A 25,732-nucleotide genomic window follows, 5' to 3' on the forward strand; every position below is an offset into this window, starting at 1 on the left:
ACTGTTTTCAGCAGGTACCGGTCTCCTTCGTTTTCCCGATAGAAACCGGCGAAAAAAAGAGAGGAGCTGCTCAGCAGCCCTCTCTCAATCCCCGGTTAAAATATTTCAAGTATTTCCACTTTCATGTCGCCTCCAGGAGTTGTTACAAGTACTTCTTCTCCCGGTCCTTTGCCAAGAAGGCTTTTAGCCATCGGAGAATCATTGGAAATTTTACCTTCAATCGGATCGGCTTCTGCACGTCCAACGATCGTATATTCTTCTTCATCCCCATCAGGAAGTTCTTTGAATTTGACAGTTTTACCTACCTGAACTGTAGTAGCATCCGTGTCCTCTTCAATAATTTCCGCGTTACGGATCATTGTTTCCAGCTGCTGAATGCGCCCTTCAACAAATGCCTGTTCCTCCTTGGCGGAGTCATACTCCGAGTTTTCGGAAAGATCCCCGAAGCTCCGGGCCACTTTGATTCTCTCTACTACTTCTTTACGACGTTCTGTTTTTAATAGTTCAACCTCTTTTTCGAGCTTTTCTTTTCCTTCTTCAGTCATAAAATGCTTTTCATCCGTCATATGGTTCCTCTCCTTCATTCCGATAAAATATGCAGGGAGCGTTTACAAAATCAAACAATCCACCGTATATAAAGGGTAAGCGCCCAACAGCTTTCCTAAAAAAGGCAGCTTATCAGGGCGCTTCATAACTGGGTATTTGATTAATATTCCTGCTGTACAAATGCTATTATAAAGAAGTTTGGTATAAATGCCAAATTTTTTATAACATTGCTTTAGATTCCAGTATCGTTTTTATTTTTGTAACCATTAAATCAATTGCGACGTGATTGTGTCCGCCTTCCGGAACGATAATATCCGCGTATCTTTTCGTCGGTTCTATAAACTGCAGATGCATTGGTCTTACTACCGATGTATACTGATCTATTACCGAGTCAATTGTCCGGCCCCGCTCATTGATGTCTCTCAGCAGTCTGCGGATGATTCGCATATCCGAGTCAGTATCGACGAATAATTTAATATCCATCATATCACGCAGCCGGTCGTCCTCCAAAATCATAATACCTTCGAGAATAATGACGTCTCTCGGTTCTACAGGAATTACTTCTTCTGCCCTTGTATGGTTAGGATAATCATATACCGGCTTTTCTACACTTTTTCCTTCACTGAGCTTTTGCAGATGCCTGATCAAAAGATCGTTATCAAATGCCAGAGGATGATCGTAATTTGTTTTCAACCGTTCTTCCATAGGAAGGTGCGCCTGATCTTTGTAGTAGGCATCCTGTTCTATCATCAGAATTGACTGCTCAGGAAATTGTCTGTAAACTTCCTTCGCCACTGTTGTTTTTCCTGAACCGGAACCTCCGGCTACACCGATAATAATAGGTTTTTTATGCATCATCCTAAATCCTTTCCTATCCTAATTCAAATATTTTCAGTCGGTAGTTATTTATCCAGTTTTTGTTTCCGGGAAACGAGCAGGCCGTCCCCTGCCGGGAGGAGAAAAGTGTGGAAACGGGGATGGTCCATCAGGCTTGTATTGAAATCGTGTATACGTTCCACCATTTTTTTAATTCTTCTGCTTTCCGGTTTGTTTTCTCCGGTAACAAAACCTTTAAAAAGAACATTGTCCGAAACAATAAGTCCCCCTTCTTTCACGAGCGGTTCGTAAAGCTGGAAAAACTTTTCGTACTGACCTTTTGCAGCGTCAATAAACAGTACGTCATACGGGGCAGAAGCTTTCACATCAGCAAAAACATCGAGAGCCTCTCCCTCTATAAGCTGAAAACGGTCTTCCATCCCTGCTTTTTGAATATATTCTTTTGCAGTCGCTGCCCTGCTTAAATCCCTTTCCAGAGAAACAACCGCTGCCCCCGGCAGGAATTCAAGCATTCGAATAGCAGAATAACCGATTGCTGTACCGATTTCAAGAATTTTTTCTGTCTGATTGATTTCAAGAATCATCAGCATTGTATAAATTCCTTCCTCATCCATAATAGGGATATGATGCTCCTGAGCATATATCTGCATTTCCTTAATAAGCTCATCTTCCGGCGGAAAAAAACGTGCCATATATTCATTTGTTTTTTTCGAAATTTCCACTTTTTGCGCGCCCCTTTATCAGCAGTAAGCAGTTTTTAACCGGGACAGCTTACCATAAAAAAGAGTACGGTGTCAAAAGGTTCCTGCACCGTACCTCTTTGTTACTCCCGGTATTCGCCGACAACAGCATTATGTTCATCGAGAGTTTCGTTGAAATATACCTCTCCGTCTGGAGAATGGAAAAAATACAGATAGTTATGCCCATCCGGGTCTGAGGCTGCTTCAAGAGAAGCATATCCCGGGTTATTAATCGGACCGGCAGGAAGCCCATCTACGTGATAAGTGTTGTATGGAGATTCTATTTCTGTATGAGTAATCAGCGTACGCGAAAACTGTTCCCCATGTGCATACTGCACGGTCGGATCCATTTGAAGACGCATTGGAACACGGAGCCGGTTTTCAATAACTCCGGCAATCGCCGGTCGTTCGTCATCGTTCCTTGCTTCTCCTTCGATAATGGAAGCCTTTGTTAAAAATTCATGAAAAGAGTCAACGGAAGAAGCTTCTGCCGCATTTTCCAGTTCTCTTTCCATTCTGGTAACCATTTTTTTCAATACTTCTTCCGCAGACAATTCTTCTTCGGTTAAGTCGTAGCGCGCTGGAAATAAATATCCTTCCAGAGGCTCCCTGATTTCGTCTGTCAGAATTTCTTCGGTAACGATACTGTACTCTTCTATAAGAGATTCCAAAAATTCTTCATCTCTGGCAGTTTCCTGGATCTCTTCTTCTGCAATATCCGTTTCCTCCGCTATCCGGTTATATATCTGTTCTGCCCAGAATCCTTCCGGCACAACAAAAGAGGCGGCATAATCCTCATAAAGCGTTCCTTCCTGAAGCTCCATAATGATTTCATCTGCACTCATTGACGGAGACAATTCATAATTCCCTGCCTGGAAATCGCTTTCCCCCTGGAGACGCACGTAATAGCGAAAAATTGCCGCGTTGCTGATAAGATTATTTTCTTCCAGCCTGTCCGCAATTCCTCCGGTAGAAGACCCTATCGGAATTTCCACTTCCACTGTTTCATCACTTTCTTCATCCATCGGCTCCAGGGCCCCTGCTATGTAACGATAAGCTCCAAACCCGGCTGCGGCTAAAACGAGGATAATAATTACGACTACCGCAAGCACAATCTTTCGAACTGTTCCCGCTTCCTGCTTGCGCTCTTCCACTTTTCTTTTATGCTCTTCTTTTTTCAGTTTTTTTTGTTCTTTTTTTGACATACCTTCCAAAAATACCTCACCCCTTCCCCGCTAATTATACAATACTTCCTTTCAAATGCCGAAAGAAATTACATGTTTTTTAACATTTCCTTCCCCCCTGGGCACGAAAGCTGCGTGTCAAAAACCTTCTGCTGATTTCTATGAAAAGAAGCAGCTCTACTCAATAATTACTTCCCTTTCTCCATTCCAATTGGCTGTTGTTCTATCAAAATCCCGCTTCGCTCCATATGACATGGATAAAGAGGCACTCCTCCTCAAACACTGACCGGACGAAAGAGAAGCTTTATTCAGTAATTGCCCATAAACTTTGCCCCAGCTATAAAAAAGGGCCTTCCCTGACCGGCATACCGGTTCTGGGAAAAGCCCCTGCTTCATTCCGTTTCATATTCCAGGTTATACTCCCGGAATCTTGTTATTCTTCAGGTTCGGTAAAGGTGTTCAGAAGCTCTTCTACCATTTCCCATTCCTCTTCCGTTTCTATAGGGAACAGGGAAAGATCTTCCCCTTCTTCTTCAAAGCGGAAAGCATGAACTTCGACCTCTTCTGATTCATCTTCGTTTGTTCCTTCCGGGGCAAGCACCATATAGGATGTTCCCGTACTGTCCACATCAAATGTGAAAAGTATCTCAAATAAATGTTCATTTCCATCTTCATCAGGAACAATAATACGGTTGTCGTCACCTTCCGGCCGGTTCAGTTTAATTTCAGACATTGTGCACCTCCATCATTTAGTTGCTTCTGCTGTCCAGATAGCCCTGCAGAATCATTACTGCAGCCATTTTATCAATTACTTTTTTTCGTTTTTTCCGGCTGACATCAGCCCCTACGAGCATTTTTTCTGCTGCCATTGTGGAAAGCCGCTCGTCCCACATAATAATCGGGAGGCCGGTGTGCGCTTTTATATCTTCAGCGAATGTCCGGCAGAATTCTCCACTTGGACCTATCGTACCGTTCATATTTTTGGGCAGACCGACCACTATGGAGCTTACTTCGTGCTCTTTCATTATTTCATCGAGCTTTTGAAAATCTTCTTCCTGTGTGGAACGGCGGATAGTAGTAATCCCCTGGGCTGTCCAGCCCAGGGCATCACTTACTGCCACCCCGATCGTTTTCGTACCTACGTCAAGACCGAGTGTTTTCATTCATTCTCCTTATCTTCTCCAGCAAGGTACGCCCTTACCAGCTCTTCAATTATTTCATCCCGTTCTATTTTTCTAATGAGCGTTCGTGCATCATTATGACGCGGGATGTATGCCGGATCTCCGGATAAAAGATACCCGACGATCTGATTGATAGGATTATATCCTTTTTCTTCGAGTGACCCGTGGACGCTGAAAAGTACTTCCCGGACATGCTTATCCATAGAATCATCTTCATTAAAATTAAATTTCATCGTTTTATCCATAGAAATTCTCTCACTCCCGCCCTCCTGGAATTGGTAAGAATAGGTCTGATATATTTATTTTAGTACGAACAGGCGAGAATGTATATGAAAATGAGTTATTTTCTTACAAGCTCATAAACCTGCTCCAGTGCCTCCGTGACTTTAGATGGGTCTTTACCACCGGCCTGTGCCATATCCGGACGGCCTCCGCCGCCTCCACCGCACATAGCAGCTGTTTCTTTGACAAGCTTACCGGCATGATAACCTTTTTCTGTAAGATCTTTGGAAACGCTGGAAACGATACTTACTTTTTCCCCGTTCACGGCGGCAAGAACCAGAATGCCTGAACCGAGCTTTTCTTTTAAGGAATCCGTCAGACTTCGGAGAGCATTCATATCTGAGGCGTTCACTTCTTTAGCAAGCACTGTTACGCCGTCAATATCTTTTGCTTCATCCAGCAGGCTCCCTGCCTGAAGCTGACTGAGCTTCGCAGTAAGAGAGTCGTTTTCTTTGTCTTTTTCTCGAAGCTGTTTCTGCAGCTGCTCCACCCGGTTCGGAACTTCTTCCAGGTTCGTTTTAAGCATGCCCGCAGCTTCTCTCAGCTTATCCACCTGACCGTTCATAAATTCATACGCTTTTTTACCGGTAACAGCTTCAATACGACGGACACCGGCCCCTATTCCACCTTCAGATACGAGCTTGAACAGACCGATTTCTGCTGTGGAATTAACATGGCATCCCCCGCAGAGCTCAAGGCTGTAGTCACTCATCTGTACCACACGGACCTGACTGCTGTATTTTTCACCGAAAAGAGCCATCGCTCCCATTTCTTTTGCTTCTTCCAGAGAAGTTTCCTTAATTTCCACAGGCACAGCTTCCCATATTTTTTCATTCACAATATTTTCGATTTCCTGCATTTCTTTTTCATTTACTTGACCGAAGTGGGAGAAGTCAAAACGCAGCCTTTCTTTTTCCACAAGTGAACCGGCCTGATTCACGTGATCACCAAGAACATCTTTCAAAGCCTGATGAAGCAGGTGGGTCGCTGAATGATTCTTAATAACTGCTTTTCTTATATCTTCAGAAACGACAGCGGTAACTTTCTCTCCTGTTCTTAAAGACCCGCTTACGACGACTGCTTCGTGCAGATGCTGACCGTTCGGTGCTTTCTGAACATCTTCTACACGCAGTTCTGCTTTATCAGTCGCAATAGTACCTGTATCCGCTTTTTGCCCGCCACTCTCGGCATAAAAAGGTGTTTCAGAAAGCATCAGGTGAACCCGGTCGCCCTCATAAGCCATGTCCGTCAGCGCTTTATTCTTAACAATCGCAGTTACCTTTGTTTCAGTAGTAAGCTGAGTATAACCTGTAAACGTGGACGGCTCCGTAATTCCTCCAAGAATTTCATCCTGCTGCTGCATGGAACCCGATTCCTGTCGTGCAGCCCGGGCCCGTTCTCTTTGTTTCTTCATTTCGGACTCAAAACCTTCCCGATCCGCTTCAAAACCGGCTTCCTGCACGTATTCCTCTGTCAGGTCGACTGGAAATCCATACGTGTCATAAAGCTTGAAGATATCACTGCCTTCAATACGGGATTTCTCTTCTTTACGGGCACGCTGAATTACTTTTTGAAGCTCTGTCAGTCCATCGTGCAGTGTTTCGTGAAAACGTTCTTCCTCGTTTTTCATAACCTTCTGAATAAACTCCGACTTATCGGGGACTTCCTTATAGAAATCGGACATGATACTGCTTACTATCGGCACAAGACGGTACATAAACGGTTCTTCCACACGTAATACTTTTGCATAACGTACCGCGCGTCGCAGCAGCCGCCGCAGAACGTAGCCCCGCCCTTCATTGGAAGGAAGCGCCCCGTCAGCGACAGCAAACGTGACAGTACGGACGTGGTCGGCAATTACTTTAAAGGCCGTGTCCTCTTCCTCAGAAGAACCGTATCTTTTTCCGGAGACTTTTTCTGTCTCTTCAATGATAGGTCTGAAGAGGTCTGTATCGTAATTTGTAGGAGCGTCCTGAATCACTGATACAATTCGTTCCAGTCCCATCCCCGTATCAATATTTTTCTTTGGCAGCGGCGTGTAGCTGCCATCCGGATTATGGTTAAACTGCGAAAACACGAGGTTCCAGATTTCCAGATGTCTCTCGTTCTCGCCTCCCGGATACATCTCGGGATCATTTTCATCCGCACCGTATGAAGGACCGCGGTCGTAAAAAATTTCTGTATTCGGTCCGCACGGGCCCTCTCCGATATCCCAGAAATTTTCTTCCAGCCGGATAATCTTTTCTTCCGGCAGACCGATTTCATCTTTCCAGATCTGAAAAGCTTCTTCATCTTCCGGATAAATGGTAACAGCCAGCTTTTCCGGATCGAATCCGATCCAGTTTTTATCCGTTAAAAATTCCCATGCCCAGTGTATTGCTTCTTTCTTGAAATATTCACCGATCGAAAAATTACCGAGCATTTCGAAAAACGTATGGTGTCTCGCTGTTTTTCCGACATTTTCAATATCATTCGTTCGAATGGATTTCTGTACATTTACAATTCGCGGGTTATCGGGGATAACACGTCCGTCAAAGTACTTTTTCAGCGTAGCTACACCGCTGTTTATCCATAATAAAGATGGATCTTCATGTGGAACAAGGGACGCGCTCGGCTCCACAGCATGCTGTTTTTCCTTAAAAAAATCAAGAAACATTTGTCTTACTTCTGCAGATGACAATTTATTCATTGATATGTTTCCTCCTTTGAATATGTTTGATCGGGGGCTCCTGGTATAAGATTTTCTGCCGTTATAAATTGGAATTCCCACGCCGCTTAAGTTGCCTGCGGAACAGGCCGGGACTTTCCCAGAACCTGTCCGATACAGAATGGAACGATAAAAAAATCCCCTCCCTAAGCTTCAGCTAGGGACGAGATTATATTCACGCGGTACCACCCTGGTTACAGCATAATCTGCTGTCACTCTGGACTGCACGTAACGGATGCATGCCGGCAGTTTTTACCTGCACTCGGGAGACAGCTGTCCAATGCACTTCTTACGGGGATCCTTCCAGCCGTGGGATCCTCTCTCTGTGTAAGGGCTGCAGTGACGTTTCTCCGTCATCATATTAATCTATATCCGTAAATTATTATAGATAAAATGCTGGATAATTGTCAATCGAAATATTCGCATTACTCTTCTTTCTTCAGCCTGCTGACGAGAGACGTATTTCTGACGAGCTCCCGGCTGCTTTCCACTCCTATCTGCAGAGCATCCCACTCCCCGCATAAAAGCAGAAATTTCTTTGCTCTCGTTATACCGGTGTAAATCAGTTTCCTCCTCAGCATCCGATAATAACTTTTGACAACCGGCATGATAACAATTGGAAATTCGCTGCCCTGGGATTTGTGGATCGAACAGCAGTAAGCGTGTGTAATTTGTGTAAGATCCTGTTTCGAGTAAATAACTTCTATGCCGTCAAAGGAAATAACAACCTGAAGCTTGTTATCCGCAGTTTCCCGCTCTGTTAAGACAGCAACAATTTCGCCGCGGTCTCCATTAAAGACGTTTTCCTCCGGATTATTCACGAGCTGCAAAACCATATCACCGACTCTGTATACGATATCCCCAAAAGGAACTTCCTTCGTTTTTTCTCCTTTTGGATTAAAAAGCTCCTGGAGCATACGGTTGAGACTGTCGATACCGGCAGCTCCCCTGTACATAGGAGCAAGCACCTGAATATCCCTTGCCGTATAGCCTTTGGAAGCCGCCCCCCGGCATATTTTTTCCACAGCTTCTGCTGCATCAGCAGGAGCACAAGGGAAAAACCGAAGATCATCACTTGATTTATCGACCCCCGGCGGCAGCGTTCCATTTTTTACTTCGTGGGAAAAAGTAATAATTCTCGAGTTTTCCGACTGCCTGAAAATTTCCGTCAGCCGGACGGTTGGAATACGGTCCGATTCCAGCAGATCTGTCAGCACCTGACCGGGACCGACAGAAGGAAGCTGATCCTCATCTCCGACGATAATGACCTGCATCCCGGAAGGTACAGCCCGGAACAGCTGATTGGCAAGCCAAGTATCCACCATGGACATTTCATCAAGAATCAGCAGTTCCCCATCCAAAGGGGTGTCTTCATCTTTTTCAAATCCTTCTTCATCCACTCCTTTATAACCGAGCAGGCGGTGAATCGTAGAAGCCGGCAGTCCGGTCGATTCCGTCATCCGCTTGGCAGCCCGTCCTGTTGGAGCAGCCAGCAGAAAAGGAAAAGGAGCGCTTTTTCCCTGGTAGTCTTCCGGGTTCAATGATAAATTTTTTAAGGATGCAAAAACTTCAATAACACCTTGAATGACTGTCGTCTTGCCGGTACCCGGGCCGCCTGTCAAAAGCATAACCGGCGTGTCGAGTGCTTTTTCGATCGCCTGCTTCTGTGATTCCGCATAGGAAACATTGTACTTCTCTTCTACTTCTCCTATCGCCTTCAGCATCTCAGATTCCGGATAATTTTCCCTGTTGTCAACGTAAAGCAGCCGGCTGAGACTCGTTGAAATTCCTTTTTCTGCATAGTAAAGAGAGGGAATATACATCGCGTCGTCTTCCACAATAATTTTTTCTTCTTCTGCCAGGCCAGTAATAATATCTGCCGTTTTAAGCGGATCCACGGGAGGCTGTCCACCGTGTTCAAGCAGTTCTATGGATTTTATGACTACTTCTTCATTTTTGACGAATACGTGCCCTTCATTCAGGCTTTGTTCGTAAAGTGTAAAAAGCACGGCTGCCTTTATACGGTCCGGATGATCCCCGGTAACCCCCTGCTTTCTGCCGATCTGATCCGCTTTAATAAAGCCGACCCCTTCAACATCCTCTACCATCTGGTAAGGGTTTGTTTCAATCATCCGAAGAGCCTCTGTCTGGTATGCCTGATAAATTTTTATGGCAAGCTTCAGTCCGAAGCCGTATTCATAAAGCTTCATAAGTACTTCTTCAATTCCCTGATCTTCCATCAGCTGTTCATGAATGAGACCGGCTTTTTCCGAATCAAGCTTAGGCACTTCCTCCAGCCGGCTTGGATGGGCCAGAATGAGGGAAATGGCATCTGTTCCGAAAGTGTTTACTATGTTTTCTGCTGTTTTTTTCCCTATTCCGGGAAAACGGTCACTGGAAAAATACAGTACGAGTCCCTGCTTCGTATCGGGCAGTTCTTTTTTGTATGTATCGAATTTAAACTGTTTTCCAAATCGGGGATGATCGCTCATATTTCCATGAAAAAGGTACGTTGTATCTTTTTCGGGTCTGGCCATCAGTCCTACTACCACCGCTTCTTTTTCCTGTACCTCGTCTGATGAACTGATTACTTTTAATTTGGCTACTGTATAAAGAGAATCTTCCTGATGATAAATCAGGTGGAGAAGTTCCCCTTTAATATACGGCTGCTGTTCCTCCACCTGATCCACCTCCTGTTTACTCTTCCATCTCTCCGGACAGAATTTTTTCCATCTGCTTTTTCCCATTCGCGCTTAATGAATGTTCCGGCTGAATTTCAAGTGCTTTATTGAACATATCCAGCGCCTGTTCTGCATCCTGTTTGTATGCATAACCTACTCCCAGATTAAAATAACTGTCGGCATGTTCTTCATCGAGCTTTAATACGGCGTTAAACTGTTTCATCGCTTCGTCTATTTCTTCCGCCTGGGCAAGCGCCAGGCCATAGTGAAAAGCAGCATCCTTGTCTTCGGGATTCAGTTCTGCCGCGCGGCTTAAGTGAGGAAGTGCGCGTACAAAGTCTCCTCCCTGGAAAAAGCTCATACCGAGCATATAATAAACGTCTCCCTGAATGAGTCCCTGTGCCAGGGCTTCCTGGTAGGCGTCCACCGCTTTTTTAAATTCTTCTTTATTGTAGTAGATGTTGCCAAGCCCGTAATGAGCTGTTCCTATGCTGTGATCGATTTCTGCCGCCTTTTCGAAAAATACTGCTGCACGATCTTCTTCCCCCACTGCAGCAAGGAGATTTCCGAAATTCGTAAATGCGACAGCATCGGAAGGGTTTTCCTCGATAGCATCATTGAGAAGCTTAGCCGCTTCTTCGATGTTGCCCTCCTGCATCTGCTTGACTGCTTCTGCGTTTCTATCCATTGTGTTTTTTCCTCCTGACCAAATAATATAATCTGCAAGCTGATAAACTGCAACAGCAAAGAAAGCTGCTGAACTGCGCGTTCTGCAGCTTTCCTCTGTTTACACTGGTGCTGCGGCTTTGATGATTTCGTCAATCGTTCCGCCGCCGAGACACTCTTCTCCATCGTAAAGAACGATGTACTGCCCTGGTGTTACAGCCCGCTCCGGCTCCTTAAATTCCACGTATAAAGTCCCGTCTTCCTGTGGTATAACGGAAACGGCGTGATCCTCCTGACGGTATCGGAATTTGGCGGTACATTCAAACGTACTTTCAGGCGGAGACCCGGAAATCCAGTTGACGTCCACGGCGTACAGACCTTCAGAATAAAGCTGAGGGTGATGATACCCCTGTCCCACTACCAGAACATTTCTTTCAAGGTCTTTGTCCACTACAAACCACGGTTCGCCGGCTCCTCCGATTCCGAGCCCCTGCCGCTGGCCGAGCGTATAATACATTAACCCGTCATGGGTGCCTTTTACCTCACCATCAAGAGTTTCCATATTTCCTTTTTGAGCCGGAAGATATTGAGATAGGAACTCTTTAAAATTTCGTTCACCTATAAAACAGATGCCTGTGCTGTCTTTCTTTCCTGCTGTGGCAAGTTCTGCCTCCTCTGCAATCTCACGCACCCTCGGTTTATCAATCTCACCAAGAGGAAACATCACTTTTTGGAGCTGCTCCTGACTCAGCGCATTAAGAAAATACGTCTGATCCTTATTACGGTCTTTTCCACGGAGCATTTTCACACGTCCGTTTTCGGTGATTGTTCTCGCGTAATGACCAGTGGCTACATAATCTGCTCCAAGAGCCATGGCATGTTCCAGGAAAGCTTTAAATTTTATTTCTTTATTGCACATGACATCAGGGTTTGGCGTCCTGCCGGATTTGTACTCTTCGAGAAAGTAGGTGAATACTTTATCCCAGTACTCTTTTTCAAAGTTGACGCTGTAATATGGTATGCCGATCTGGTTGCAGACACGGATAACGTCATTGTAATCTTCCGTAGCCGTACACATTCCGCTCTCATCTGTGTCATCCCAGTTTTTCATGAAAATACCAATTACTTCATATCCCTGCTGTTTGAGCAGGTGAGCAGTTACGGAGGAATCAACACCTCCGGACATCCCGACTACTACTCTAATATCTGCATTATTTGTCACTGCAGACTCCTCCTTTATTTAATTGCTTTAATACGACCGAGTATTCTGGAGACTGTTTTGGCTGCTCTTTCCACCTGCTCAGCCGTATTACCGTATCCAAAACTGAACCGTACGGCTGATCTGCTCCTGTCGTTTACACCGTGCATGCCAATCAGGACGTGGGAAGGATCGACAGAACCAGCCGTACAGGCAGAACCGCTTGATACTGCAATTCCTTCCAGATCCATGTTCATCAGAAACTGCTCCACGTTAACTTCAGGGAAGCTTACGTTCAGTACGTGGGGAAGCCCTTCTTCAGCATCCCCGTTAACTTTATAGTTAATTTTTTCTTCATCGAAAACATCCAGCATAAGCTTCCGGAACTGAACAGCCGATGCTGTTCTCGCTTCCATATTCATCGACGCTGTTTCAAGAGCTGCTTTCATGCCAGTAATTCCTGCTGTATTTTCTGTTCCGGCCCGTCGTTTTCTTTCCTGTTCTCCGCCGAAGGAGATCGGGACAAGTTCCGTACCTTTCCGAATATAAAGAAATCCGGTGCCGTTCGGTCCATTGAATTTGTGGGCGGAACAGGCCATTAAATCCACGTTAAGATCATCCACATTCAGCGGACACTTCCCGGCTGCCTGCACGGCATCCGTATGAAAAAGAGCCTGGTGCCCCTTCAGAATATTTCCAACTTCTTTTATCGGCTGGATCGTACCGGTTTCATTATTTACTGTCATTAAGGAAACGAGAATGGTATCTTCCCGTAACGCATCCTTCAGATCGCCGATGGAAATCTTTCCGTTTTCCGCCACTTTCAAATAAGTGACTTCATACCCTTCCTTTTCAAGTTCTTTGCAGGCATGAAGCACCCCGTGATGCTCTGTAACTGCTGTAATAATGTGATTTCCTTTATGACGGTTTTTCTTCGCTCCGCCAATAATGGCAAGGTTATCAGCCTCGGTGCCTCCTCCGGTAAAGATTATTTCGTTATAGGAAGCGCCGATTACCGATGCTATTTTTACCCTCGCTTCATCCAGTGCCGCCCGTGCTTCCCGGCCGAAGGAATGGATGCTGGAAGGATTCCCGAACTTTTCTGTAAAGTAAGGAAGCATAGCTTCAACCACTTCCGGATGGAGAGGTGAAGTGGCAGCGTGATCCAGATATATTCGTTCCATCAGAGTAATTCCTCCTAAATGTAAAACATGTAATTATCCTGGCTTCCCTCATCTTTATATTCGGCCAGATCTTTCAAAGTTGTTGAATCGAGTACTTCTTTGACAGCATCGCGGATTTTAATCCAGAGATCCCGTTTTGCCGGTTCCTCATCATCAATAATTTCCACAGGAGTTATCGGCCCTTCCAGAACCCGGATAACGTCCCCGGCAGTAACGTTTTCGGGCGCATCAGCAAGCATATACCCGCCGTAGGCTCCTCTTACGCTTTTCACGAGCATTGCGTTTCGAAGCGGAGCAATAAGCTGCTCAAGGTAATGCTCGGAAAGAGAATGATCCTTTGCGATTGATTTCAGGGAAACAGGGCCATCCCCGTGTTTTTTTGCGAGTGCAATCATAATTGTGAGTCCGTATCTGCCTTTAGTTGATATTTTCAACGTTTATCCCTCTTTCCTTAATTCGGTTCATCCATATGCTGCATATATTAAGAGAATATCCTGTTACGTGTCCTATCGTCAGGCTGAATAGGATAGTTCCTAGAAAAACCGGACCTCCAAGCAGCCATCCGCACGCGAGCACCAGAATTTCCATATAGGCTCTGACCCGTGCGACAGACGCTCCAGTTTTGTCAGCAAGGGCAAGCATCACACTGTCCCGCGGGCCTGCTCCGCAACGTGGAGATATATAAACACCGATGCCAAATCCCATAATGAGAATTCCTCCTGCCAGCATCGCCAGCTGTCCCCCCATCACCTGGGGCGTACTGATCATCCATAGAAAAATATCTACAAAAACCCCGACGAGAAGCATATTCGCGTATGCTCCTGCCTGAGGCAGTGTCCTTGTTAGAATTGAAGCTGCGACAAGAAGAAGAAATCCCATAATAACCGTCCAGCTTCCTACTGTCAGGCCGAACTGCTGCATAAGACCAATATGAAGTACATCCCATGGCGCACTGCCAAGTTCTGCACGAATCATCAGTGCAGCTCCGCAGCTCATTATCATCAGGCCGATAGTAAACACAGCCCACCGGAAAATGTTCCCTTCCGTATTTATTTTAAATACGCTCATTTCGGCCTCCTGTCCTGCCAGTCTGCTGTTCATTATATCATGAAATAAATAGTCGAAACAGCCTGCAGACTGGTTATAACCCTTTGCATTTTAACGGCCTTCCGCTAAAATTGCAATAAGCCCGCCTATGAAAGCAAAAAGCAGGAGGAAGATAACAAATGGATCTTTTTAACTATAAACCAGTCACCGGCAGACCCCTTGCCTCCCGGATGCGCCCCCGTACCATCGATGAGATTCATGGCCAGGAAGATATTATCGGTCCCGGAACACTGCTCCGCAGAGCAGTTGAAGCAGACCGGCTTTCAGCCATGATATTCCATGGCCCTCCGGGAACTGGAAAAACGACACTCGCCCGCGTTATAGCTGAATCTTCCGCTGCCTATTTTGAACAGCTGAATGCTGTTACTGCCGGAGTAAAAGATGTGAAAGACATCACTGTAAAAGCGAAAGACCGCCTCGGTATTGAAGGGCAGAAAACTGTCCTGTTTATCGATGAAATTCATCGTTTCAATAAAAATCAGCAGGACGCCCTCCTTCCGCATGTGGAGGATGGAACTGTCATCCTGATCGGTGCAACGACTGAAAACCCTATGTTTGAAGTGAATGCAGCTCTCCTTTCCCGGTCGAGGCTGTTTACACTTACCCGACTTTCGGATGAAAATATGAAAGAAGTTATCCGGGAGGCACTGCACGACAAAGAAAGAGGTTTCGGGGAATACGATATTGATTTTCACGAAGAAGCAGTGAATCATATTATTGATGTAGCCCAGGGAGATGCAAGGACTGCCTTAAACGCAGTCGAGCTTGCCGTTCTGACAACCGACCCGGATGATAACGACCGCATTGTAATAGATACTGCCACTGCAGAACAGTCTATTCAGAAGCGTATGATTCAATACGATAAAGATGGGGATAACCATTACGATACGGTTTCAGCCTTTATAAAAAGCATCCGTGGTTCTGATCCGGATGCGACTCTGTACTGGCTGGCAAAAATGATTTACGCCGGTGAAGATGCCCGCTTTATTGCAAGAAGACTTTATGTACATGCCGCAGAAGATGTCGGGCTCGCAGATCCAAATGCTTTATTAATCGCCGAAGCTGCCTATCACGCCGTTGAATTCATCGGTATGCCGGAAGCGAGAATCCCTCTTGCAGAAGCAGCGCTTTATCTAGCTACTGCGCCGAAAAGCAATACAGTCATTACTGGTATCGATGCCGCTTTAAATACCGTAAAAAAAGAAAAGACCGGAGAAGTTCCTCTTCATCTGAGAGACGCTCATTATAAAGGAGCAGAAAAGCTCGGGCATGGAAGCGGCTATCTCTATCCCCACCATTACGAACATCATTACGTGGTTCAGCAGTACCTGCCGGATCATTTGAAAAACAAACATTTTTACAGTCCTTCAGTGAATGGTTATGAAAAAACAGTGCAGAAGCGTCTCGACTACTTTAACGAGCGCAGAAAGAAAAACAAATAATAAAAAACTGACCGGGCTTCTGCTCCGGTCAGTTCTTAATATCGTTAAGTATAAGAGTCCCGGGCATGCCGTCCCTTAGACTCGCTTTGAACCTGCGGTGGCAGGTGGGTGCCCTGTCCGTCTGTACAAACTTCCTTCTCTTCCAAGGCGTGCTTTTCCATACGGAACCTTCAGGCTCCCGACGTGAAAATGTTGGCTCAAACTCGGTAGTATGCACGAGCATCTCAGGACTCTTATATTGGATAACGATGTCTATAGTTATACTATAATCCATAAGATGGAATGATGCAAGTGTTAATGATGAAAAATTCTGAATACAGTAAGCGCTTCCATAAACAAGTATAAGATACCGGCAGACGATTAAATCTGCCGGTATCCGGCTTTTCTTTGAAAACATACCCTGCGTCCTTTAGAAGCTCGTCATCAACAGCCGGTAATTTCAAACGAAGGATTCTTCAGTATGTTCTTTACTCTTTTTTCTCTTTCTTCGGCTTTATCTGCAGCTGCAGCTCATCCAGCTTTTCTTTCTCCACTCCGCTTGGAGCGTTCGTAAGAAGACAGCTCGCACTTGCTGTTTTAGGAAAAGCAATTGTATCGCGCAGATTATGGCGGTCCGCAAGAATCATTACTAAGCGGTCGAGCCCAAGAGCAATTCCTCCGTGGGGTGGTGTTCCGTACTCAAATGCATCCAGAAGGAAGCCGAACTGCTTCTTGGCTTCCTCCTCCGAAAATCCAAGCGCCTGGAACATCTGCTCCTGAAGCTTTCTTTCAAATATCCTCTGAGATCCCCCGCCGAGTTCATAGCCGTTCAGCACTAGATCGTATGCTTCTGCGCGTACCTCTTCCGGGTTTGATACAAGTTTATTTTCATCTTCCTTCACTGGACGTGTGAACGGATGGTGCTCCGCAGCGTATCGTCCTTCCTCCTCATCGTAGGAAAGAAGAGGAAACTCTGTAACCCAGAGAAAATCAAACGTATTCGGCTCGATAAGATTCAGATCTCTTGCGAATTTTGTCCGCAGTGCACCGAGAACATCCCATACAACTTTTATTTTATCCGCTGCGAAGAACAGTACGTCCCCCGCTTCCGCCTGAAATGACTCTATCAATTCAGCCTGGGCAGCCTCATCGAAGAATTTGGCTACTGGCCCTTTCACTTCCGTTTTGGACTCAACTTTTAGCCATGCCAGACCTTTGGCTCCGTAAATCTCAGCAAAGCTTCCGAGACTGTCGAGGTCTTTTCGGGAATAGCTCCCGGCGATGCCCTTGACGCAGATTCCTTTCACGCTTCCGCCCCCTGAAACTGCGGAAGCAAACACTTTAAAATCACTGTTTTTCACCTGCTCAGAAACATCCACAAGCTCCATTCCAAAACGGGTATCCGGCTTGTCGGAACCGTACCGGTTCATAGCTTCATCGTACGTCAGCCGTTTAAATGGAGCGGAAACTTCCACTCCCCGAAGCTTTTTGACGAGCCCGGCCATCATTTTTTCCATCATTTCCAGAAGCTCCTCTTTACCCATAAAGGATGCTTCAATGTCGACCTGTGTGAACTCCGGCTGACGGTCGGCACGAAGGTCTTCATCACGGAAGCAGCGGGCGATCTGGAAGTAGCGCTCGAACCCGGAAACCATTAACAGCTGTTTAAAAAGCTGTGGGGACTGTGGAAGGGCATAAAACTCCCCGTGATGGACCCTTGAAGGTACAAGATAGTCCCGCGCTCCTTCCGGTGTACTTTTTGTCAGCATCGGAGTTTCTATTTCCATAAACTGCTCTTCGTCCAGAAAATCCCTGATCAGTTTTGTCGTACGGCTTCTGAGCTTCATAGTTTCATGCATATTCGGTCGCCGCAGATCCAGATATCTGTACCTGAGTCGGACGTCTTCACTGAGCTCTGTTTCGTCTTCGATCATAAACGGAAGCCCTTTGGAGGCGTTGAGAACCTCAACTTTGTCTATCAGTACTTCGATCTGTCCTGTAGAAATTTTTTCGTTTACATTTTCCTCATCCCTCTTCAGAACTTCCCCTTCCACTTCCAGTACAAATTCGCTTCTGACATTTTCAGCTGTTTTAAGCGCTTCGGGCTGAACTTCACCGTTGAATACGATCTGCACCTGACCTTCTCTGTCCCGCAGGTCGATAAATATTACCTGTCCCAGATCACGCCGCCTCTTTACCCAGCCCTGCAGAACAACACGTTCGCCTGTCTGCTGTTCGGATAATTCTCCACACGTATGAGTACGTTTTTTCATCTTACTTTTCCCCCTTTTCTGTTACGCCGGTCATTAATTTTTCCTTTACGTTTTCAAGCGGTTCCAGGCTCTGGGTACCATCTTCCATATTTTTTACGTTTATTTTGTTCTCCGCAAGTTCATCGTCTCCAAGAATAAGCACATATTTTGCCTGCTGGCGGTTAGCCGCTTTCATCTGGCCTTTCATTTTTTTATCCATATAGTCCGCATCTGCGGAAAAGCCTGCAGCCCGGAGCTGATGAAGCAGTGCCGGCACTTTATTACGTGCTTTTTCTCCGAGCGCTGCGATATACACGTCCAGGTCATCATGCTCCTGCATCAGGTCAACTCCCTGAACTTCCAGCGCCATCAGAAGCCTTTCTATACTTAAAGCAAAGCCGATGCCGGGCGTCTCCGGACCGCCAATATCTTCAACAAGTCCATTGTATCTGCCGCCGCCTGCAAGGGTAGTGATCGCTCCAAATCCTTCCCCGTCGATCATAATCTCAAAAGCGGTATTATTATAGTAGTCCAGTCCCCGGACGAGACGTGCATCAATTTCGTAGTCAATCTCCATTTCCTCAAGAAAAGTCTGTACGTTTTTGAAATATTCCCGGGACTCTTCATTCAAGTAGTCAAGAATGGAAGGTGCATTCGTCATCAGCTCATGATCACGGTCCACCTTGCAGTCCAGAATACGCAGCGGATTTTTGTCGAGGCGTGCCTGGCAGTCGCTGCAGAATTCATCAATTCTCGGTTCAAAGTGATTCACTAAAGCGCTGCGGTGCGACTCCCGGCTTTCTTTATCCCCGAGGCTGTTTATAATCAGTTTAAGGTTATGAAGCCCCAGCTCTTTGTAAAACTCCATCGCAAGGGCGATCACTTCTGCATCTACAGCGGGATCTGCACTGCCGAGAGCTTCGACTCCAAACTGGACGAACTGTCTCATCCGCCCGGACTGCGGCCGCTCATAGCGGAACATAGGTCCGGTGTAATAAAGTTTAACCGGCTGATTTACCCAGCCGTGCATTTTCTGTTCCACGTAGGAACGTACTACCGGCGCTGTTCCTTCAGGACGAAGAGTCAGACTGCGGCCTCCGCGGTCCTTAAATTCATACATTTCCTTCTGGACGATATCGGTCGTGTCTCCGACTCCCCGTGCGAATAATGCCGTCTGCTCAAATATCGGCGTTCGTATTTCCCTGTAGTTGTATCTTCGGCAGAGATCGTGGGCTTTTGCTTCGATAATCTGCCATTTTTCTGATTCTCCAGGAAGGATATCCTGGGTTCCCCGCGGTATACTGAATGACATGATACTTTCACCTGCTCTCCTAAATTTCTCCATAAAAAAACTCCCGCCGCTGACAATGTCAGGGACGAGAGGAAATAAACCCGTGGTACCACCCTAGTTGAAGCATACAAGCTTCCACTTTTGTCATGTAACGCCTGACGCGCGGTCTCTTTCTACTGATCTGAATGTTCAAAAGGACGCCTCTGGAGTGTTCTTTCATAAAGGACCGACAAAATGCTTCCAGCCTGCGGCATTTCTCTCTGAAGTCGGGGAAGCTTTACTACTGTTCTCCTTCTACGGCTTTATTCATAATTTCTAATAATACGAATAGTTCAGGCTCCTGTCAAGAGCGCCTTATTATTTACTTTCCACTATTAAAGTTACCGGTCCATCATTTGTAAAGGATACATCCATCATTTCACCGAACATCCCTGTTTCCACCTGTAAGTCATGGTGCTGTTTAAGCCGGTTATTGAACAAATTATATATTTCCTCAGCATGCTCCGGCCGGGCAGCCTCCATAAAATTCGGTCTTCTGCCTTTGCGGCAGTCCCCGTAAAGCGTAAACTGGGAGATGGAAAGAATGCCTCCTTCCGTATCTTTGATGGAAAGGTTCATTTTATCATTTTCATCTTCAAAAATACGCAGTCCGGCTATTTTATCAGCTGTATAATGGGCATCCTGCACAGTATCATCATGTGTGACACCCACCAGCAGGACGAACCCGTGCTCAACCGCCCCTGTAATTTCACTGTTTACAGTAACCGATGCTTGTTTGGAACGCTGTACAACGACACGCATAATTTCCCTCTTTCTATTTATTAATGCATTACCCGTCGAACTGTGTAAATGTCCGATATTTGTTTAATTCTCTCCACTACCCGCTGCAGGTGGGCAGTATTCTGAATGGAAATGGTCATATCAATCATTGCCATTTTATTTTTATCCGCTTTGCCGGTAACAGCCTGGATATTAGTTTTTGTCTCGGCAACGGCCTGAAGAACGTCGTTAAGAAGAGAACGTCTGTCATAGCCGCTTATTTCAATATCCACATCGTAGTTTTTGGACTGCTGCGGGCGCGTATCCCATTCGACGGGAAGCAGCCGCGCTTTTACATCCTCCTGCTGGACATTCGGGCAGTCACTCCGGTGGATGGAAACACCCCGGCCTTTTGTAATATAGCCGACAATATCATCCCCCGGGACAGGGTTGCAGCATCGGGAGAGCCGAATAAGCAGGTTATCAATTCCTTTAACGCGCACACCACTGTCCGTCTTGGAGGAACTTTTATGCTGAGGTTTTAATTCCTCGACAGCTTCAGCAAGTGTCTGCTTTTCAACCTGCTCTTCCTGTCGGCGCAGATTATCTGTCAGCCTCGTAACAACCTGTGCGGCGGTAATTCCCTGATACCCGACGGCCGCATACATGTCTTCCTCCGTCGTAAAACTGAATTTATCCATGACGCGTTCTATATTTTCTTTTGTCAGTACCTGCTTAGTCGTAAAACCTTTTTTCTCGATTTCCTTCTCTACCATGTCGCGGCCTTTTTCTACATTTTCTTCCCGTTTTTCCCGTTTAAACCACTGGCGGATTTTATTTTTCGCATGAGAGCTCTGAGTGATTTTCAGCCAGTCCTGGCTCGGACCATACGAATGTTTTGATGTGAGAATTTCTACAATGTCCCCTGTTTTCAGCTGGTGGTCGAGGGGCACCATTTTCCCGTTTACTTTGGCACCGATACACCGGTTCCCTACTTCTGTGTGAATGCGGTAGGCATAATCGAGAGGAACTGAACCTTTCGGCAGCTCCATAACATCCCCTTTTGGAGAAAATACAAATACCATATCCGAAAAGAGATCAATTTTAAGTGATTCCATAAATTCCTGAGCATCATTCGTATTATTCTGCCACTCCAGAATTTCACGGAACCACGACATTTTTGTTTCGAGGGATTCTGCATCATCAACAGATTTGCCTTCTTTGTACGCCCAATGGGCTGCTACCCCGAACTCAGCTACTTTATGCATGTCCTCCGAACGGATCTGCACTTCCAGCGGGTCACCTTTCGGCCCGATTACCGTTGTATGGAGGGACTGATACATATTTGCCTTTGGCATAGCGATATAGTCTTTGAACCGTCCCGGCATCGGCTTCCACTGCGTATGAATTGTACCAAGTACGGCATAGCAGTCTTTTATGCTTTTTACGACAATCCGCACGGCAAAAAGATCATATATTTCATTGAACTGCTTCTTTTGAAGAACCATTTTACGGTAAATGCTGTAAATATGCTTCGCTCTTCCATGAATATCTGCTTCTACGTTCATATTTCCGAGGCGGTCTTTCAGCAGATCTTTTACTTCATCGATATAACTTTCCCGTTCCACCCGTTTTTTCTTCATCAAATTAACGATACGATAATACTGCTGAGGATTCAAATAACGGAGGGACGTATCTTCCAGTTCCCATTTTATTTTGGAAATACCAAGACGATGCGCCAGCGGCGCAAAAATTTCCAGAGTTTCGTTGGAGATTCTCCGCTGTTTTTCAGGAGGAAGGTGCTTCAGCGTCCGCATATTATGAAGTCTGTCAGCAAGCTTGATTAAAATTACCCGTATGTCCTTCGCCATCGCTACGAACATTTTCCGGTGGTTTTCAGCCTGCTGCTCTTCCTTGGACTTATACTTGATTTTTCCAAGCTTTGTCACACCATCAACGAGCATAGCCACCTGCTCTCCGAACTTTGTTTCCAGCTCATCAAGACCGACATCCGTATCTTCCACGACATCGTGCAGAAAAGCTGCCGCTACCGTATCGGGATCCATCCCGAGATCCACAAGAATTCCTGCTACCTGCACGGGATGCCAGATGTAAGGTTCTCCGGAACGACGGTACTGCTCGCGATGGGCATATTCTGCCATTTCGTAAGCTCTGCGCAGAAACTCCACGTCTTTCTCCGGTAAGTATTCACTTGCCTTCTCCAGTACTTGTTCACTAGTCATAGGATCACCTTGCATTTTTAGAAGTCTCTACCGCAGCTTGTGTGACAGAGCGGAAAGCTATTGTCGAAAATACTCGATTATGTTTCATCTTATCATAAGTTATAGGTATATACATTTATAATATGTAATTTGTCTGTACAAATGAATCAAAAGCGGCAAGTCCCCCCTGGAGGCCTGCCGCTTTCCTGTTAGTAGGTCATAAGTGTAAAGACATCGTAATCCTGCAGACGATCAGCACCGTCGAGATAACTGAGTTCTATCATGAACGCAATCCCGGCTACTATGCCGCCCATTTTTTCGACCATTTTGATCGTCGCTTCGATCGTTCCGCCCGTAGCAAGAAGATCATCGGTGATGAGTACCCGCTGGCCTGGTCTGATCGATCCTTTATGAATGTTGAGTGAGTCTTTACCGTACTCGAGACCATAGTCAACTTCAAGAACTTCCCGTGGAAGTTTCCCTGCTTTGCGGACAGGCACAAATCCTTTGCCCATTGCATAAGCGACGGGACAGCCGACAACAAAGCCCCGCGCTTCCGGACCGACGATAATATCAATATCTTTGTCCTGTGCAAAGTGAACCATTTTGTCGATTGCTTTTTTGTAGGCTTCCCCGTCTTCCATAAGCGTCGTAATATCCTTAAAACGAATACCTTCTTTCGGGAAATTTTCTACTACCGTTACGTATTTTTTAAAATCCATTTCTGTTTCCTCCTACCGGTTCGGTTTTCTGCATTTCTGCAGAGCCGTCCTTCATCATCGCATCCAGCTGCTTTTTAAGCGATCGGAACGTAGAATAGCATAATTCCTGCTGGATACGGCTTTTTTGTATATGTTTCTGATAAGTATGAGACTCTGACAAATCTTTTTTCTCCGGATTCTCTTCCAGCGTCACAATACCATCATTTATTTTAACAAATTCCAGCTCTGAAAACACGCGGCATATAAAAGAAACAGCATTTTTATTCCATCCTTTATGACGGGCCAGGTCTTCAGCGTGCTTATTGAAATCAAATGTTTTCCGTTTTTGCATAAAAGCATAAAACCATTTGAACTGCTCACGTTCAGGCAGTGCCGTGAAGAAATAATCTTCTTTTTCATAAAATACCGCATCCACCTGTTCCACGTGTTTCATGGACCTCATAACTGTTTCTATCTGACTGATCGTTTCCGGCAGATCGTAAAGTACTGCGTAGCGAACTTCCGCAAGGCTTTCACTCACTTTTTCAGGGCTTAAGACAGAAAGAAGGTTCCACGATCGTGGCAGACGTGATGTATCTGTATTTTCCTGAAACGTGATGATCGTTCTACCCGGGGCTTCTTCTTTGCCATAACGCTGGTCACCGCGGTAGTCAAACAGCTGCCATTCACTCACTTTCATATCTTCTACAATAAGCTGCGGTTTGACACGTCCGTTCCATTCATTAATGGAGAGCTTGCCTACCGCGGAAAGTTTTGCTAATGGAGAAAGCTGTTTCATTTTATTTCCCATTCTGAACCCAATCGCATCCAGTGCGTGGGAGTGGTCTTCATCTGTCAGTGTCAGTTTAAGATGATCCTGACTGGAACCAATGCACTTTGCCTGTTCCACCGTTGTTTCCTGAAGAAGCACTTTAGGGGCAGGATTGCCAATTCCGAAAGGAGCCATCCGTGACAGGTCCTGAATGGTACCGACAGAAATCTCCTCTATTCCGACTGATAAATCTACATGAAGCTTTTTTTTCCAGTCGTCCTCTGACATCGTTTCGTCTGCCAGTCTGATCAGTCTGCTCTGCAGCTCTTCAACGTCCTCCATTTTCATTGTCAGCCCTGCAGCCATAGGATGGCCGCCAAAATGAGGCAGCAGTTCTCTCATTGAAGAAAGAGACTGAAACATATCGAACCCTGCAATGCTTCTTGCAGAACCTTTCGCCTTCCCTTCCTCCGGCTGCAGTGAAAGGACGATAGCCGGACGGTAAAACTTTTCGACCAGCCTGCTTGCTACAATTCCTATTACTCCGGGATTCCATCCTTCTTTCGCAACGACTATTACGGAAGGTACGCCCTGTTCTTCCACCATCGCTTCTGCTTCCTCAGCAATTTCTTTAACAATAGTCTGTCTTTCCTTATTAAGGTCATCAATCATTGCAGAGAGGTCCTCTGCTTCCTCAGGATCTCTGCTTAAAAGCAGTTCCACTGCAGGGTCCGCGCTGTCGAGCCGGCCAGCTGCATTCAGTCTCGGACCGATTAAAAATCCAACTGTTTCTTCGGTAATTTCCGACTGCTCTGCTCCTGCCCTTTTCAAAAGCGCAGCAAGACCTGGACGCAGGCTCCGTTTTAAAGAAGCAAGACCTTTTACCGCCAGAACACGATTTTCCCCGTGCAGAGGAACCAGGTCCGCTATCGTTCCTACAGCAGCAAGGTCGTAAAACTCCTCCGGAAGCTTTCCTGTCAACGCCTGGCTGAGCTTAAAGGCAACCCCGACCCCTGCCAGTTCTTTAAAAGGATACGTGCAGTCCGCCTGTTTCGGATTGATTACCGCATATCCGTCCGGCACCTGTGGGGGCGGCTCATGGTGGTCCGTAATTATTAGATCGACATTCAATTCTTTGGCTGTTTCTGCTTCATTTACCGCTGAGATTCCAGTGTCAACTGTAATAATCAGGGTCACACCTTCTTCTGCTGCGTGACGGAAAGCCGCCTCATTCGGGCCGTACCCTTCTGTAAACCGGTTGGGAACATAAAAACCTGCCTCTGCATTCATTTCTCTTAAAGTTGTATATAAAAGAGAGGTACTCGTTACACCATCCGCATCGTAATCACCAAAAACAAGAATTTTTTCCTTGTTTTCCACTGCCCGGTGAATCCGGTCTGCCGCCTTTTTCATATCTTTCATTAAAAGTGGGTCGTGAAGCTGATTTTCCTCTGCTTTTAAAAATTTATCGACTTCTTCTATATCAGTAATGGAGCGCTGCACTAAAAATTTCGCAGCAATACTGGAAAGTCCTGTTTTTTCCTGAAGCGTTTCCACCTGCTGCTGTTCAGCAGTAGAAACGATCCATTCCGCATCTGCATGAAGCATACTATCACCCCTGACCTGTTTATTATACATAAGCCCGACTGGAGTGACAATGTGCGCAGTATCTATTTTCGTGGAAGAGTTTTCCCGGATAGAAAGAAGGTGCTGCAGAGCAGAGTCGCCGGATCAAAAAATCTTAAAAAGCTCCTTTCGGACGTAAGATATCAGCCGTAGCCCGGACTGTCTGGAAAGCGGGGGCAGGAAACCAAAGGAAAGCAAAAACTATTTTTTCAACAGAAAGACGCCCATCATTACTATGATGGGCGTCCCAGGCTGTTGAAAAAGTCGCCCGCGGGCGGCTTTTTTTGCTTGATTTTGCCTCGGTTCGGCGTATGATAAAAGAAAAAGGAGTCGATTCCCATGATGGGCCACTGGCAGGACCGACGACATGTTTCC

The 25,732-nt window shown here is 45.9% G+C and carries 21 protein-coding genes, 1 other RNA gene and 1 other annotated feature; of the genes, 1 reads left to right on the forward strand and 21 read right to left on the reverse strand.

Features of this window, described 5'->3' with window-relative positions; translation table 11 throughout:
• Positions 1–95: 95 nt before the first annotated feature.
• The 14 genes from greA to C6Y45_RS01500 form a co-directional block, all read right to left on the reverse strand.
• A complete protein-coding gene (gene greA / locus C6Y45_RS01435; RefSeq protein WP_107583229.1) occupies positions 96–566 on the reverse strand; it encodes a transcription elongation factor GreA in 471 nt (156 codons plus the stop codon).
• A 199-nt stretch (positions 567–765) separates the two neighbouring features.
• On the reverse strand, positions 766–1,401 hold the full coding sequence (gene udk, locus C6Y45_RS01440) for a uridine kinase (RefSeq protein ID WP_107583263.1): 636 nt from the start codon (positions 1,399–1,401) through the stop codon (positions 766–768).
• 47 nt (positions 1,402–1,448) lie between these two features.
• Positions 1,449–2,105, reverse strand: a complete 657-nt coding sequence (locus C6Y45_RS01445; protein WP_245922453.1) for an O-methyltransferase — start codon at positions 2,103–2,105, stop codon at positions 1,449–1,451.
• A 101-nt stretch (positions 2,106–2,206) separates the two neighbouring features.
• Positions 2,207–3,328 carry an endolytic transglycosylase MltG gene (gene mltG / locus C6Y45_RS01450; RefSeq protein WP_107583265.1) on the reverse strand — a complete coding sequence of 374 codons (1,122 nt, stop codon included), beginning with the start codon at positions 3,326–3,328 and terminating at the stop codon, positions 2,207–2,209.
• A 412-nt stretch (positions 3,329–3,740) separates the two neighbouring features.
• Complete coding sequence (locus C6Y45_RS01455) at positions 3,741–4,040, reverse strand: DUF1292 domain-containing protein (protein ID WP_107583230.1); 300 nt, start codon at positions 4,038–4,040, stop codon at positions 3,741–3,743.
• A 16-nt stretch (positions 4,041–4,056) separates the two neighbouring features.
• Complete coding sequence (gene ruvX / locus C6Y45_RS01460; RefSeq protein WP_107583231.1) at positions 4,057–4,470, reverse strand: Holliday junction resolvase RuvX; 414 nt, start codon at positions 4,468–4,470, stop codon at positions 4,057–4,059.
• Positions 4,467–4,733, reverse strand: a complete 267-nt coding sequence (locus C6Y45_RS01465) for an IreB family regulatory phosphoprotein (RefSeq protein ID WP_107583232.1) — start codon at positions 4,731–4,733, stop codon at positions 4,467–4,469. Before C6Y45_RS01465 ends, ruvX begins: the two co-directional genes overlap by 4 nt.
• A gap of 95 nt (positions 4,734–4,828) precedes the next feature.
• On the reverse strand, positions 4,829–7,459 hold the full coding sequence (gene alaS, locus C6Y45_RS01470; RefSeq protein ID WP_107583233.1) for an alanine--tRNA ligase: 2,631 nt from the start codon (positions 7,457–7,459) through the stop codon (positions 4,829–4,831).
• Between the two features lie 443 nt (positions 7,460–7,902).
• On the reverse strand, positions 7,903–10,158 hold the full coding sequence (recD2, locus tag C6Y45_RS01475) for an SF1B family DNA helicase RecD2 (RefSeq protein WP_245922455.1): 2,256 nt from the start codon (positions 10,156–10,158) through the stop codon (positions 7,903–7,905).
• Positions 10,159–10,174: 16 nt separating this feature from the next.
• Positions 10,175–10,846 carry a tetratricopeptide repeat protein gene (locus C6Y45_RS01480; protein WP_107583235.1) on the reverse strand — a complete coding sequence of 224 codons (672 nt, stop codon included), beginning with the start codon at positions 10,844–10,846 and terminating at the stop codon, positions 10,175–10,177.
• 99 nt (positions 10,847–10,945) lie between these two features.
• On the reverse strand, positions 10,946–12,046 hold the full coding sequence (gene mnmA, locus C6Y45_RS01485; RefSeq protein WP_281260566.1) for a tRNA 2-thiouridine(34) synthase MnmA: 1,101 nt from the start codon (positions 12,044–12,046) through the stop codon (positions 10,946–10,948).
• A 14-nt stretch (positions 12,047–12,060) separates the two neighbouring features.
• Positions 12,061–13,206 carry a cysteine desulfurase family protein gene (locus tag C6Y45_RS01490; RefSeq protein ID WP_107583236.1) on the reverse strand — a complete coding sequence of 382 codons (1,146 nt, stop codon included), beginning with the start codon at positions 13,204–13,206 and terminating at the stop codon, positions 12,061–12,063.
• A 14-nt stretch (positions 13,207–13,220) separates the two neighbouring features.
• On the reverse strand, positions 13,221–13,640 hold the full coding sequence (gene cymR, locus C6Y45_RS01495) for a cysteine metabolism transcriptional regulator CymR (protein ID WP_107583237.1): 420 nt from the start codon (positions 13,638–13,640) through the stop codon (positions 13,221–13,223).
• Entirely contained in the window at positions 13,624–14,307 is a 684-nt protein-coding gene (locus C6Y45_RS01500) for a YczE/YyaS/YitT family protein (protein ID WP_342752411.1), read from the reverse strand. Before C6Y45_RS01500 ends, cymR begins: the two co-directional genes overlap by 17 nt.
• A 125-nt stretch (positions 14,308–14,432) precedes the next feature.
• On the opposite strand from C6Y45_RS01500, the gene C6Y45_RS01505 reads away from it, so the two are divergent.
• Positions 14,433–15,755 (forward strand): AAA family ATPase, encoded by a 1,323-nt coding sequence (locus C6Y45_RS01505; protein WP_107583239.1) that lies wholly within the window; start codon positions 14,433–14,435, stop codon positions 15,753–15,755.
• Positions 15,756–15,807: 52 nt separating this feature from the next.
• Here the strand turns inward: C6Y45_RS01505 and ssrS are convergent.
• From ssrS to recJ, 7 genes are all read right to left on the reverse strand, one after another.
• Positions 15,808–15,989, reverse strand: a non-coding RNA gene (ssrS, locus tag C6Y45_RS01510) — 6S RNA.
• A gap of 233 nt (positions 15,990–16,222) precedes the next feature.
• Complete coding sequence (gene aspS, locus C6Y45_RS01515) at positions 16,223–18,007, reverse strand: aspartate--tRNA ligase (protein ID WP_107583240.1); 1,785 nt, start codon at positions 18,005–18,007, stop codon at positions 16,223–16,225.
• 1 nt (position 18,008) lies between these two features.
• The gene (gene hisS / locus C6Y45_RS01520) at positions 18,009–19,298 is read right to left on the reverse strand and encodes a histidine--tRNA ligase (protein WP_107583241.1); all 1,290 of its coding nucleotides are present in this window, start codon (positions 19,296–19,298) and stop codon (positions 18,009–18,011) included.
• Positions 19,299–19,355: 57 nt separating this feature from the next.
• Positions 19,356–19,583, reverse strand: a binding site (T-box leader).
• Positions 19,584–19,634: 51 nt separating this feature from the next.
• Entirely contained in the window at positions 19,635–20,078 is a 444-nt protein-coding gene (dtd, locus tag C6Y45_RS01525; RefSeq protein WP_107583242.1) for a D-aminoacyl-tRNA deacylase, read from the reverse strand.
• 20 nt (positions 20,079–20,098) lie between these two features.
• A complete protein-coding gene (locus C6Y45_RS01530; RefSeq protein WP_245922457.1) occupies positions 20,099–22,294 on the reverse strand; it encodes a RelA/SpoT family protein in 2,196 nt (731 codons plus the stop codon).
• Between the two features lie 173 nt (positions 22,295–22,467).
• Positions 22,468–22,980, reverse strand: a complete 513-nt coding sequence (locus C6Y45_RS01535; RefSeq protein WP_107583244.1) for an adenine phosphoribosyltransferase — start codon at positions 22,978–22,980, stop codon at positions 22,468–22,470.
• A complete protein-coding gene (gene recJ, locus C6Y45_RS01540; protein ID WP_107583245.1) occupies positions 22,970–25,339 on the reverse strand; it encodes a single-stranded-DNA-specific exonuclease RecJ in 2,370 nt (789 codons plus the stop codon). Before recJ ends, C6Y45_RS01535 begins: the two co-directional genes overlap by 11 nt.
• Positions 25,340–25,732: the final 393 nt, after the last annotated feature.

The organism is Alkalicoccus saliphilus (genome assembly GCF_003044065.1).
GTDB lineage: Bacteria > Bacillota > Bacilli > Bacillales > Salisediminibacteriaceae > Alkalicoccus > Alkalicoccus saliphilus.

What these genes read in the sequence shown, in the direction of transcription:
- greA (WP_107583229.1), bottom strand. Translation starts at nt 566, where the DNA reads ATGACGGATGAAAAGCATTTTATGACTGAAGAAGGAAAAGAAAAGCTC.
- udk (WP_107583263.1), bottom strand. Translation starts at nt 1,401, where the DNA reads ATGCATAAAAAACCTATTATTATCGGTGTAGCCGGAGGTTCCGGTTCA.
- mltG (WP_107583265.1), bottom strand. Translation starts at nt 3,328, where the DNA reads ATGTCAAAAAAAGAACAAAAAAAACTGAAAAAAGAAGAGCATAAAAGA.
- C6Y45_RS01455 (WP_107583230.1), bottom strand. Translation starts at nt 4,040, where the DNA reads ATGTCTGAAATTAAACTGAACCGGCCGGAAGGTGACGACAACCGTATT.
- ruvX (WP_107583231.1), bottom strand. Translation starts at nt 4,470, where the DNA reads ATGAAAACACTCGGTCTTGACGTAGGTACGAAAACGATCGGGGTGGCA.
- C6Y45_RS01465 (WP_107583232.1), bottom strand. Translation starts at nt 4,733, where the DNA reads ATGGATAAAACGATGAAATTTAATTTTAATGAAGATGATTCTATGGAT.
- alaS (WP_107583233.1), bottom strand. Translation starts at nt 7,459, where the DNA reads ATGAATAAATTGTCATCTGCAGAAGTAAGACAAATGTTTCTTGATTTT.
- C6Y45_RS01480 (WP_107583235.1), bottom strand. Translation starts at nt 10,846, where the DNA reads ATGGATAGAAACGCAGAAGCAGTCAAGCAGATGCAGGAGGGCAACATC.
- C6Y45_RS01490 (WP_107583236.1), bottom strand. Translation starts at nt 13,206, where the DNA reads ATGGAACGAATATATCTGGATCACGCTGCCACTTCACCTCTCCATCCG.
- C6Y45_RS01500 (WP_342752411.1), bottom strand. Translation starts at nt 14,307, where the DNA reads ATGAACAGCAGACTGGCAGGACAGGAGGCCGAAATGAGCGTATTTAAA.
- C6Y45_RS01505 (WP_107583239.1), top strand. Translation starts at nt 14,433, where the DNA reads ATGGATCTTTTTAACTATAAACCAGTCACCGGCAGACCCCTTGCCTCC.
- aspS (WP_107583240.1), bottom strand. Translation starts at nt 18,007, where the DNA reads ATGAAAAAACGTACTCATACGTGTGGAGAATTATCCGAACAGCAGACA.
- hisS (WP_107583241.1), bottom strand. Translation starts at nt 19,298, where the DNA reads ATGTCATTCAGTATACCGCGGGGAACCCAGGATATCCTTCCTGGAGAA.
- dtd (WP_107583242.1), bottom strand. Translation starts at nt 20,078, where the DNA reads ATGCGTGTCGTTGTACAGCGTTCCAAACAAGCATCGGTTACTGTAAAC.
- C6Y45_RS01530 (WP_245922457.1), bottom strand. Translation starts at nt 22,294, where the DNA reads ATGCAAGGTGATCCTATGACTAGTGAACAAGTACTGGAGAAGGCAAGT.
- C6Y45_RS01535 (WP_107583244.1), bottom strand. Translation starts at nt 22,980, where the DNA reads ATGGATTTTAAAAAATACGTAACGGTAGTAGAAAATTTCCCGAAAGAA.
- recJ (WP_107583245.1), bottom strand. Translation starts at nt 25,339, where the DNA reads ATGCTTCATGCAGATGCGGAATGGATCGTTTCTACTGCTGAACAGCAG.